This window comes from Spirulina major PCC 6313, from assembly GCF_001890765.1.
GTDB classification, from domain to species: domain Bacteria; phylum Cyanobacteriota; class Cyanobacteriia; order Cyanobacteriales; family Spirulinaceae; genus Spirulina; species Spirulina major.
Map to the genome: position 1 here is coordinate 2,892,190 of NZ_KV878783.1, position 11,505 is coordinate 2,903,694.

9 protein-coding genes are annotated in these 11,505 nt (G+C 53.0%); 2 read left to right on the forward strand and 7 right to left on the reverse strand.

The window, feature by feature from the left end:
- Positions 1 to 91: 91 nt before the first annotated feature.
- Positions 92 to 391 (reverse strand): 30S ribosomal protein S20, encoded by a 300-nt coding sequence (rpsT, locus tag SPI6313_RS12725; protein WP_072621335.1) that lies wholly within the window; start codon positions 389 to 391, stop codon positions 92 to 94.
- Positions 392 to 658: 267 nt separating this feature from the next.
- Between rpsT and hisD the strand changes: the two genes are divergently transcribed.
- Positions 659 to 1,969: a histidinol dehydrogenase gene (hisD, locus tag SPI6313_RS12730; RefSeq protein WP_072621336.1), complete on the forward strand. Its 1,311-nt coding sequence runs from the start codon at positions 659 to 661 to the stop codon at positions 1,967 to 1,969.
- Between the two features lie 298 nt (positions 1,970 to 2,267).
- Positions 2,268 to 4,415, forward strand: a complete 2,148-nt coding sequence (locus SPI6313_RS12735) for an adenylate/guanylate cyclase domain-containing protein (protein WP_072621337.1) — start codon at positions 2,268 to 2,270, stop codon at positions 4,413 to 4,415.
- A gap of 68 nt (positions 4,416 to 4,483) precedes the next feature.
- Here the strand turns inward: SPI6313_RS12735 and rnc are convergent, their stop codons facing one another.
- From rnc to metG, 6 genes are all read right to left on the reverse strand, one after another.
- The gene (rnc, locus tag SPI6313_RS12740) at positions 4,484 to 5,203 is read right to left on the reverse strand and encodes a ribonuclease III (RefSeq protein WP_072621338.1); all 720 of its coding nucleotides are present in this window, start codon (positions 5,201 to 5,203) and stop codon (positions 4,484 to 4,486) included.
- Positions 5,204 to 5,312: 109 nt separating this feature from the next.
- Positions 5,313 to 6,101, reverse strand: a complete 789-nt coding sequence (locus SPI6313_RS12745) for a hypothetical protein (RefSeq protein WP_072621339.1) — start codon at positions 6,099 to 6,101, stop codon at positions 5,313 to 5,315.
- 148 nt (positions 6,102 to 6,249) lie between these two features.
- A complete protein-coding gene (locus SPI6313_RS12750) occupies positions 6,250 to 7,299 on the reverse strand; it encodes a cysteine hydrolase family protein (protein ID WP_072621340.1) in 1,050 nt (349 codons plus the stop codon).
- A gap of 276 nt (positions 7,300 to 7,575) precedes the next feature.
- Positions 7,576 to 8,718, reverse strand: coding sequence for an LPS export ABC transporter periplasmic protein LptC (gene lptC / locus SPI6313_RS12755; RefSeq protein ID WP_245789001.1), 1,143 nt, complete (start codon positions 8,716 to 8,718; stop codon positions 7,576 to 7,578).
- A 22-nt stretch (positions 8,719 to 8,740) separates the two neighbouring features.
- Positions 8,741 to 9,391: a LabA-like NYN domain-containing protein gene (locus SPI6313_RS12760; RefSeq protein WP_084669014.1), complete on the reverse strand. Its 651-nt coding sequence runs from the start codon at positions 9,389 to 9,391 to the stop codon at positions 8,741 to 8,743.
- Between the two features lie 217 nt (positions 9,392 to 9,608).
- Positions 9,609 to 11,210 (reverse strand): methionine--tRNA ligase, encoded by a 1,602-nt coding sequence (gene metG, locus SPI6313_RS12765; protein WP_072621342.1) that lies wholly within the window; start codon positions 11,208 to 11,210, stop codon positions 9,609 to 9,611.
- Between the last annotated feature and the right edge of the window lie 295 nt (positions 11,211 to 11,505).

The following is an 11,505-nucleotide window of genomic DNA, read 5'->3' on the forward strand; positions in this document are numbered from 1 at the left end:
AGCTCTAAACACAGCAGAGTTGTCCGCTTTGGGAAACGGACAGATTACACGGTGAAGCGGGGCTCCTGCGAGTAACCGCACGCAATACACCCTAGGCAGGGGCTTCGGCAGCAGCGGCTTTCCGATAGCGTACCAAGCGGGCCTTCCGCCGGGCTCCCGTATTGGTATGGAGCACACCACGCTTGACGGCTTTATCGATTTTGCTGTACACCCGTGCTTGGGTGGTGTCCACGTTCACCAACTCTTCAGGAGTTGGATTCGAGGTATAGGCATCCACCGCCGCGAAGTACCGCTTGGTTAGGGTCTTCACAGCAGATTTGTAGGATTTATTACGGAGACGGTTACGCTCAGCAATTTGAATACGTTTGATAGCAGATTTAGAGTTAGCCACGGTCGTCTTCTTGAAAAGGTCGCTGGGTTTGCAGGTACAATATTAAACACTTACAGGACATATTAATATATCACTTGCACAATCAACCCTGCAACTTGATTGGAGAAGACCCGAAGCGCGACTCCTAAGCCCGCCTCCCGCACCCAAGAATCTATCCACGTTAAGCTAGACACAAGATTCTGAAATTCAACTCTGAACGCTAGACCTGTGGTCTAGACTCTCGGAGTTCACTCAACGTTCCCCCTATCGCCAAGGCATTGTCACACTATGCTGCGAATTATTACTGAGGCAACTGAGGCCCGTACCGAACTGAACCGGATTAGCAAGCGGACGCATAGCAGCGCCATGCTAAGCCAAGAGGAGACTGTGCGCGACATTCTCAAAACGGTTCAGGAGAATGGGGACGCGGCTTTGCTCGACTACACCGAAATGTTTGACGGTCATCGCTTCACCCTAGACCAACTCCGGATTTCTGGGTCAGAACTCGATGCAGCCTATCAGCAAGTGTCGAAAGAGTTGCTCGATGCGATTATCCTAGCCCGCCAAAATATTGAAGCCTTCCACCGCCAACGGATGCCCAAGTCTTGGGTGCAATTTGGTGACCATGATACGGTTTTGGGCAAACGCTATACCCCCGTGGATCGGGCTGGCCTGTACGTACCGGGGGGGCGGGCATCCTATCCCAGCACGGTGCTGATGAATGCGATTCCGGCTAAGGTCGCTAATGTGCCTCGGATCGTGATGGTGACTCCACCGGGGGAGGGGGGTAAGATTAATCCGGCGGTGTTGGTGGCGGCCCAAGAAGCGGGCGTGACGGAAATTTATCGGGTGGGGGGTGCGCAGGCGATCGCTGCCCTCGCCTACGGCACAGAACGCATCCCCAACGTGGATGTGATCACCGGCCCCGGCAATATCTACGTCACCCTCGCCAAAAAAATGGTCTACGGCACCGTGGGCATTGACTCCCTCGCTGGGCCGTCTGAGGTGCTGGTGATTGCCGATCGCTACGCTTCCCCCGTCCATGTGGCCGCTGATCTCCTCGCCCAGGCTGAACATGATCCCCTCGCTGCGGCCATCTTGATCACCCCCGATCCTGACCTCGCGACCCAAGTGCAGCAGGAAGTGACGCGACAACTTGAACATCATCCCCGCCGGGTGCTGACGGAAAAAGCGATCGCCCACTACGGCGTGATTATCGTCGTTGATTCCCTCGCAACGGCGGCCGAATTCTCAAACCTGTTCGCCCCGGAACACCTCGAACTCGAAGTCGAATCCCCCTGGGATCTTGTTGAGCAAATCCGCCACGCTGGGGCGATCTTCCTCGGCAACTCCACCCCCGAAGCCGTGGGCGACTATCTCGCCGGCCCCAACCACACCCTGCCCACCTCCGGCGCAGCCCGCTACGCTTCGGCCCTAGGCGTGGAAACCTTCATGAAGCATTCGAGCCTCATTCAATATTCCTCCCATGCCCTCAATCGCGCGTCCGGTGCGATCCAAGCCCTGGCCAACGCGGAAGGCCTCCATTCTCACGCTGAATCCGTGCGGCTCCGCCTCGAAAAAAATAATGAGGGGGGATGAGCAATAGATCACGAACCACCCCAGGCTTACTACTGCTGATACACAATGTTCTAATAGTTGACCTAGCCTGTGTTTGATCCCCCTCTCAGTCAGGGCAGCGAGCGAGAAGCTCGCACGACAGAAGATTCCAGACAGGGTAGTGTGAGCCTCTGGCTCACTCATCCCCGCTCCAGAGTAGCGCGATCGCATCTCACGCAATCCATCCCCCGATTAAAGTATCCTGATGGGATCAACGATCAGGGTCATTGCTGAGGTATAGCCCCCTCGATCGATTCGCCCTTGTGTTGCCCCTCCTGGAATGAAGCGAACTCGCCTGACACCGCTGCCCCTCTGGATTGTTCTGATTGTGCCATTTATCGCTCAATTAGCGATCGCGATCAGCATTGTTGGCTATCTTTCCTGGCACGCAGGACAACGGGCAGTGAACGATCTCGCCTCCCAACTGCGCAGCGAACTCACCGAACGCATCCAGCAACGTCTCCATCACTACATCCGCACCCCCCACATCATCAATCGCCTCAACACCACCGCCGTCAATGAAGGCGCTCTCAACATTCGCAACACCCAAGGCGGTTATCAATTCCTCCAGCAAATCAAAGTGTCCGCCCTGATTAATGGCATCTACTGCGGCAATTCCCAGGGGGAATTCTTCGGGGTGACGCGGCGCACCCTGGGGGGAAACTTTGACCCGCGCAACTTTCAAATGATGGTTAGCAATGCTCGCACTGACTATCAATACCAACTCTACGACACCGATAACCGGGGCAACCTCACCCATCGCCTCCAAACCATCGGCCCCTACGATCCCCGCCAACGGCCTTGGTATCGGGCGGCGCTTCAGGCCGGTCGGCCCACCTGGAGTCCGGTCTATTTAGATTTTTCCTCCCAACTCCCGACGGTGACGGCCAGCACGCCGATTTACGAAGGGAATGCGATCGTTGGGGTCTGTGGGACTGATGTGGTGCTGTCGGAAGATCTACAAGCCTTTCTCCAAGAGTTGCAAATTGGTCAATCGGGCGAGGCCTTGATCATGGATCGCCAAGGGGCACTGCTATCGAGTTCTACCGACGATACCTTTGCCGTCAGTGAGCAGCAAAACCTACGCCAATTGCAAGTGGTCGAAAGTGAAAGCCCGTTGGTGCGGGCCACGGTCAAGCATTTACTAGAGCGTTTCGGATCATTTGAAAAGATTCACGGTGCTCAACAGTTGGAATTTTGGTGGGACGGCCAATTGCAATTTATTCAGGTGGCTCCGTTTCAAGATGGGCGCGGCCTAAACTGGCTGATTGTGTTGGTGGTTCCTGAGGCGGATTTTATGGGGCGGATTCATGAAAATAGCCGCAACACGATCGCTCTCTGTCTGTTGGCGTTAGCGATCGCCACCGGGATCGGAATTTTTACCTCTCGCCTGATCAGTCGTCCGATGGTGCGCCTCATCCGCGCCACGGAAGAAGTGGCCGGGGGTCAATTGGAACAAAACGTCTCCACCCGTGGCATCCGCGAACTCCTCAGCCTGGCGAAATCCTTCAACAGCATGGCCACCCAATTAAAAGCCTCCTTTGCAGATTTAGAAGACCAACGCAACTCGTTTTTGCGGTTTGTTCCGGCGGAATATTTGGGGTTTTTGCGCCGGGATAGCTTGGTTAATGTGGCCTTAGGGGAGCATGTCAGTACAGACATGGCGATCCTGTTTTCGGATATTCGCTCCTTTACCACCCTGTCGGAGCAAATGACCCCCTCGGAAAATTTTGCCTTTATTAACCGATATTTGGGCCAAGTGTCCCCCGCGATTCGGGATCATGGGGGCTTCATTGTTAAATATTTGGGGGATGGGATTATGGCGGCGTTTCCCCGTGGGGCGCGGGATGCTGTGGATGCTGCGATCGCTCAACACCAATGCGTCCAACGGTATAACCAAGACCCCATCCCAGCGAACCCCGTCCCGATTCAAATTGGCATTGGCATTCACTTTGGGCGCATTATGGTGGGGATTGTGGGCGAAATGGGGCGGATGCAGGGGGATGCCTTTTCTGATACGGTCAATCTGGCGGCCCGCTTGGAAGGCTTGACCAAGTTTTACGGTGTAGCGGTGTTGATTTCCGAGACTGTTTTAGAGGCGATCGGCCCGGATCATCCCTACTCCGTGCGCTTTTTAGATCGAGTGATTGTCAAAGGGCGCAACGAAGCGATCGCCATTTACGAAGTCCTCGATGCTGCCGATGTTCAAAGCCAACAGTTGAAAGCCAAAACCCAACCCACTTTTGAACAGGGAATCGCCGCCTATCAACAGGGTAATCTTGAGGCTGCGATCGCCGCATTTCACACTGTCCTCGATCTCAATCCCCAGGATAAAACCGCCGCCCTCTACCTCGAACGTCTCCAGATTCTAAAAAATAACGGAATTCCTGAAAATTGGCAAGGAATTTGGCAATTTACGGAAAAATAAATCGCACTTTGGCGGTGGACAAGATGGAGTATATCAATGCGTTACGGTGTGTCAAAATTCAAGCGATGTCATGATATTTGACTAACAGCTAAAAAGGCTTCTTTGGCGGCGGCTTGTTCGGCGGCTTTTTTGGAGGGGCCTTTACCATACCCTAGACATTGTTCATTGAGCCAGACTTCAGCAGAAAATCGTTCTTGGCGCGGGGTGGGGGCTTGGTTTTCTTGGACGCGATAGTCGGGGAGTTTTTTGTATTTGCCTTGGGTCCATTCTTGGAGGGCATCTTTATAGTTACAAAAGGCCGGATCGGCGCGAACTTCGGCGGATTTTTCCCGCAGAATCGGTTCAAACCAAAACCGAATTAAACTCATGTCCATGGTGCTGCGATAAAACGCACCGAGGACGGCTTCAAAGACATCAGCGAGGCGGATTTGTTGGGAGTTGCGACCGGAGGCGAGGCGATTGCCGCTCATGAGCAAGTAGCGATCGAGACCGTATTCTAAACCCAGTTCAGCGAGGACGCGATCGCTCACTAACACCGAACGAATGGCGGCAAACTCGCCAACAAATGCATCGGGATAGGTTTCGAGGAGAATGTCAGAGGCCAGCAAGCGGACTACGGCATCCCCGACAAATTCCAACTGCTCATAGTTGGCGTGGCGATCAATGCTGGGATGAGTGAGAGCTAGATTGAGCAACTGGAGATCAACGGGGGCATCGGCGGCTAACCCAAACCGCTGCATGAGGGTGTGGAGTTGTTTTTCCCGACGCGGATCAGTGAGGGTGGACATAAACAGATATAAGTTGAAGCTAACCTTTAATTATAGCAATTGAATCAGCTTCAAAAGTCCTGATTCATCAATAAATCAGGACTCCGATCGGGTCTCCTCTCAGACTGTGTTAGCCCCCAAAGCCGCCGAGGGATTGGCGCAAACCGGGTGAGCCTTGGCTGAGGCTGAGGACGGATTGGGAGAAGACTTGGAAGGCGTTGCGAATTTCGCGATCGCTGTTCCCAGGGGTCAGAATCCATTCATCCCGAATTCCCATGGTTTGAAACACCGTGCGAAAATCAGTGCCTTGGTCTTCGATGCCCATCGCTGCCACGATGTGCTTTTCCGCCCGCAACATATCCCCCACGAGATGCTGAACGTCACTGGCCCGCGATCGCTGGGAATGCTCATCGGCTCCATCGGTAATGATCAGGGTCAAGGTCCGCACCGGCACGCCATTATCTTCAAATTCTTGGGTCTTCGCGAGCACCGTCCCCAACAGCACGACGGTTTGATCATACAGGGGCGTGCCTTGGTTGGGGTTATAATTTTGCGGGGTCATGCGCACGGCTTGATCTAGGGGGCAGTAGGGATACAGCACATGACCATTGAGGTAGCGGGTGTGAATCAATAAATTATCCTTTTGCTGGGTCGCCATCAACGCATCAATGACGCTGTTATGACCGCCGCGCACGGCCTGGGCATTGCCCCCAAACCGAATCGAGCCGGAATCATCAGGCATAATCGTCACCAGCACCACTTCACTGGCACTGACATCATTAATATTGACCCCCAAACCGGCTTGAATTTCCGCGCCAATATCAATGACATTCAAGGCGTGCATCGATGCAGTGGAGAGAGATCCTTCGGCGTGGGCGGTGTTAAAAAGAGCGTTGAGATTGGGTGCAGAGTTGGACATGGAAACCTCCAAAAATGGGGTGTGGATGTGAGTGGTGATGAGCTTGCAGCCGTAGCGGTGAGCGATGACCGGAGGGGGTCGCTCAAGTCGGTGCTGGGAGCCGGGGCGATCGCACCCAAGCGGAGGAGGTGCGATCGCTCCTGTCGTCTTACAGATCAAGCCCCGGCCATTGTTCAATTGGATCAGTAGACTTCACCAGATGCATTCCTGCATCGGCAAACCGTTGAAACGCGGCATTTCCCTGATCCGTAAAGTCCACGACACCCGGCACAACGACCGGAGATGTGCAATCTTCCAGGAGATAGACTTTTTGTGCCAAGGTCGGATCTTGGGCTTGGATTTCCGTCAACAGATCATCAATCGTCCAGGCCACACAATGGCTCTTCGCCTGCCCCGCAATCACCACCGCATCAAAATCCAACAGCTTTTGAATAAAGCGCGTATTTTTCTGGGCAATGGGACGACCATCCGCCCCGGTTAGCACCTCCGGGCGCAGTACCGAATAGTTTTCCGTCAAGGGATTACCGCCTTTAATTTCAAAGCGGGTTTGACTATGACGTGCGATCGCATGGAAAAACATTGCCTCTTCCACTGCCGATGCGATCGCATGACCAATCCCCCCCAACATCGAGTGATAAGGCCACACCGTCAGCGGATATTTCCCCTCATCGCTCAACCGTTTGACATAGTGCAGCGCGTGCTTTTGCAGTGCCAGATAATGCCCCCCCGCGAGGCTATAGGTCATCCCTGGATTCACCTTCCAGACCCCATTGCAAACATCCTCATAGGTGATCATCGTCGCCGCTGGGGTGGGGTGTTCTCCCGCATCATTCACCCAGAAAATCGGGTGAAAAATCTGCATCGCCGTATGGGTGTCAAGGGTCGGCGCAATTTCCGTGATTCGGTTGAGATTGCGATAAATGAACTCACACAGTCGCCCATTATCATCAATGGCCCCCGTCCCCGATCGCCCCCCCACAAATAATTCAAACTCCGGCAAACAGAACGTATTTTGCACATCGATCGCCATCAAACACAGACGAGTCGTGTCTTTGGCCGCAGGGGTGATGCCGTGGAGTTTCGCCCAGTCTTGGGCCTGCTGTGCCCGGTCTTGATAGGGAACGCGCCACACCTCGCGGAGGCTCTGAGGGTTAAAGAAGGACGGAATCGGCAATTGAGTGGTGATGGTCAGGCTCATAGTACCTCTCGGTGGGTAACTCGTTTGCAAGTCAGCTTTGTGTGCTTACTTACACTAACCAAGATAGTGTCTAAAAAACACAATGTCAAGTCAAAAAAACACGTCCCCCATAACCTGCTCCCTCAATGCTCGACGTGACGGTACGTTACTTTCCTGTAGGGTGGGTTAGGCGGATTAAACTCCTGCCATCACTGCAATCTAGCAATCCGCCGTAGCCCACCGCTTCCGGTGCGCCGTGATCTGACAAGCATCCTAATTTTTGGCGTTGATAGGGCGCTAGGGAATGATCGTCGTCATGACACGGCTATTATTGCTGCCGCCCCCAGTGACCACCACCCGCTGATTATTGAGAGTTCCCACCGCCCGCGACCCCATCAGATGGAGGGGAGGATCAACTTGTTTATAAATCACATCGCCGGTGGCTTCGACTCGTTGGGGGCCAATATTCCAAATGATTTGGTTGGCATAGAGGTCGGAGTCTTGGCGGGCATTAATTCCCCTCGCGCCGCCGGTGACGCGAATGACCTCATCTTTGAGGTTGGCTAGACCACTATTCGCGGTGAGGGTGGTTTGATCCTTGCGATCGATGATGGTGACGGGTTGATCCGACAGGATGGTGCGGGCGGTGAGATTCCAGAGGATGGAATTGGAGGCAATTTGTAGGGGAGGTTCAACGGAGCGAGATTCGACGTTCTTTTTGAGAATGACGGTATTTTGTTCGAGGTTGAATTCTGCCTGACCGGCAGTGATGCGATCGCTCACCACGGGCGCGGGTTTTTCCCCATCATCGGCCTCAGCCTCAGCCGTTTCCGAGGGCGGATCGTAGCGGTCGATCATCACGGCGCGATCGCTTTTAATCCGTTTTTGCGGCAACTCCCACACCAATTTTTCCGTGCGCACCTGCACCGGGGTTTTGGTCCCCGTCAACACCACCTTTTCCATCGCCTCAACACGTTGATCTCGACTCCAATACTGCGCCGTCGTCGCCGTCACATTCAGATCTTCATCATTCCCCTGGAACGAATCTTGGATCTTAATCAACCCCTGATCCGGAAACCAATCCAGCACATCACCCCGCAGCACCATGCCATTCCGGGGGTCTGTCGCCACAATATTATCCCGCAGCTTAATATGCTTCCCAGAATCCGTAATCTCGCCAGCATCCGCTTGGATCTGCACGACCACTTCACCCGCTTGCAAAAAGTTGCCCGTTACCGCCGTAAGCACAGCATTTTTGGACTCATCATTGTAAACAACCCGCTCAACATTCACCTTCCAAACAATCTCGCCCTGTTCATCGGCATTTTCCAAGGTGGCATTCGTCAGAATTAATTGCTCCTCGTACACCGCCTCCTGAGGGGTTGCCTCAGAGGACGTGGGCCGTTCGGGCGGACGACAAGCCGTTATCCCCAGGGCCACAGCCAAGAAACAGCACCCCACGCTAATTCTTATCGGGTAACGTTTTCTCTTCATTAACAACTTTGATGCCCGGAAAGCTACGGGGATAATGGTTTGATGAGTTAGGTGAAGTCGAAGGGTGGGGATGTTTCGGTTGCTTTTGGATGTCTTCTTTAATTTGGTCTAAATCAATATAGCGATCAGCCACGTTGATTAAACTATCGCTGGTCATCGATCGCAAACTCACCACTTCCACCCGTGCGCCGCGATAGCTAACCGCATCCACCGCATAGGCTAGATCGCCATCTCCACTGACGAGCACCGCCGTGTCGTAGGACTGCACCAGGGACATCATATCCACGGCAATTTCCACATCAAGGTTGGCTTTTTTGGAGCCATCGGGCAACTGTACTAAGTCTTTGGCAATGACCCGGTAACCATTGCGCCGCATCCACAACAGGAAGCCCTGCTGCTTTTCATTGGTGCGATCCACGCCGGTGTAGAAGAACGATCGCAACAGACGAGATCCTCCCGTCAAGCGGTAGAGCAGTTTTGTGTAGTCAATCTCTAACCCTAATTGGAGCGCCGCATAGAAAAGGTTAGACCCATCAATGAAAATGGCGACACGTCCCCTATTTTCCAGTACCTGTTCCGGTGGAAATACTGGATCTTCACCAAAATAATCTTCAATCATTCGTGATAAGCCTCGTTTGTTAAATGTTAAAAATGTGTTAAAAAATTAAGAGAGAGTCTGCTTGAAAATTTAATGAAAAATGATCGATAAAGTTAACCCCATTGTAATTGAGTAATTGTCGAATTGGGGCTAATCGATCAAGATGGCGTTTTGTAAATCGAGGACAGTGTTTGCTTCAGCTTTGGGTAGACCCCTTGATTAAAAAAGCGGAACTAACCTACGATTCGGCAATTGGGAGGGACTCTAACTTAGCAAAGACAGGACTCGGCGTTGCTAAAAGCTGTCCGCCGGGGAGATGTCCCCACTGACAATGCAGGGCAAAGGGGGCTTGGGTTGAGAGGCTTGCTTGGTGGTTAAATTCAATGTCAAATCCGAGTTGTTGATAAATTTTGCTGCTGAGATTGGGGATGATTGGAGCCAGCAAGTAGGCGGCGAGTCTCACTGATTCTAGAACAGAATACAAAACTTGTTCAACTTCGGTTTGTTGTCCTTGTTTGTAGAGACTCCACGGGGCTTGGTCATCAATAAACTTATTGCCGGTGCGAATCAGGTTAAAGATGTCTTCACAAACTTGATTGAACTGATACTGTTCATAAGCAGGGATGATGCGATCGCTTAAGCCCCGTCCCAATTGAGCGAGGGCATGGGTATCACTATAGATGCTGAGATCTACCGTTGGGACTGTGCTCTGACAATATTTTTTCATCATGCCTAAGGTGCGATTCAGGAGATTTCCGAGATCGTTGGCGAGATCCGCATTTAAGACGTTAATAAAGCGGGTTTCACTAAAGTCACCGTCTTGGCCCACTTCAATTTCTTTGAGAAAGTAATAGCGCACAGCATCAGCGCCATAGCGATTGACAAGGTCGATGGGGTCGATGGTATTGCCGAGACTTTTGCCCATTTTGCGCCCATCTTTAGTCAGGAAACCATGACCAAAAACCTGCTGGGGGGGATCAATGTCGGCGGCCATGAGCATGGCGGGCCAATAAACGGCGTGGAAGCGCAGGATGTCTTTGCCGATCAGGTGGGTGTGGATGGGCCACCAGTGGCGGAGGGCGTTGTCTAGGGTGGGGTCTGCGTCGGGGTCGAGGAGGGCGGTGATGTAGCCGAGGAGGGCATCAAACCAGACGTAAAGGGTGTGGGTGTCATCGTGGGGAAGGGGAAATCCCCAGGTGAGGTTGACTCGTGAAATGGAAAAGTCTTGCAGGCCTTGGGAGACAAAGTTGAGGACTTCGTTGCGGCGGGAGGCGGGTTGAATGAAGTCGGGGCGATCGCGATACAGCGCTTCGAGGCGGTCTTGATAGCTAGAGAGGCGAAAGAAGTAGTTGTCTTCGTCGCGCCATTCCACGGGTTTGGTGCTGTGGATGGGGCAGTGGTGATCGGGGAGGAGGTCGCGTTCTTCTTTGAATTCTTCGCAGGCGACGCAATACCAGCCCTGTTGCTTGGAGAGGTAGATATCGCCTTTGTTCCAAACGCGATCGAAAAATTCATTGACGATCGCCTGATGGCGAGGGGCGGTGGTGCGGCTGAAGCGATCGTATTGAATGTCTAGTTTGGTCCAAAGTTGGTCAAAGTGGGCGGCGATTTGGTCGCAGTGGGTTTGGGGATCAATGCCTTGATCTTCGGCGGCGCGTTGGATTTTTTGGCCATGTTCATCGGTGCCGGTGATGAACAGAACATCCTGACCCCGCAGGCGTTGAAAGCGGGCGATCGCATCAGCAATCATCGTTGTGTAGGCACTGCCAATGTGAGGGGCGGCATTGACATAGTACAGGGGTGTGGTGATGGCAAATGCAGGGCGATCCGGGGAAGACATGATGGCGATGTTCAGGGTGAGTTTAAAAATGCGGCATAGATTCCAGCATTCATGACTGAGAAAGTCTAATCCTACCAAAAAGAGGGTTGGAAACCGGTTGATCTCATCAGGAAATCTGGGAAATGGAGGCAGGGTTCTAACGGGTTGGCTGGATAAAAACAGTGGGATAGGGGGCTTGGGGGAGGGTCTGGCACAGGACGGAGGAGAGGAGCCGCGATCGCAAAATCACAGCGTCATACTTGCAATGGTTTTGTTGTGATTCTCTGGCTGCATTTTAGTTGGAATGAACGAAAAG

Excerpts from the sequence above, each read along its gene's own strand:
- hisD (WP_072621336.1), top strand. The coding sequence starts at position 659 with ATGCTGCGAATTATTACTGAGGCAACTGAGGCCCGTACCGAACTGAAC.
- SPI6313_RS12760 (WP_084669014.1), bottom strand. The coding sequence starts at position 9,391 with ATGATTGAAGATTATTTTGGTGAAGATCCAGTATTTCCACCGGAACAG.
- SPI6313_RS12735 (WP_072621337.1), top strand. The coding sequence starts at position 2,268 with ATGAAGCGAACTCGCCTGACACCGCTGCCCCTCTGGATTGTTCTGATT.
- rnc (WP_072621338.1), bottom strand. The coding sequence starts at position 5,203 with ATGTCCACCCTCACTGATCCGCGTCGGGAAAAACAACTCCACACCCTC.
- SPI6313_RS12750 (WP_072621340.1), bottom strand. The coding sequence starts at position 7,299 with ATGAGCCTGACCATCACCACTCAATTGCCGATTCCGTCCTTCTTTAAC.
- metG (WP_072621342.1), bottom strand. The coding sequence starts at position 11,210 with ATGTCTTCCCCGGATCGCCCTGCATTTGCCATCACCACACCCCTGTAC.
- SPI6313_RS12745 (WP_072621339.1), bottom strand. The coding sequence starts at position 6,101 with ATGTCCAACTCTGCACCCAATCTCAACGCTCTTTTTAACACCGCCCAC.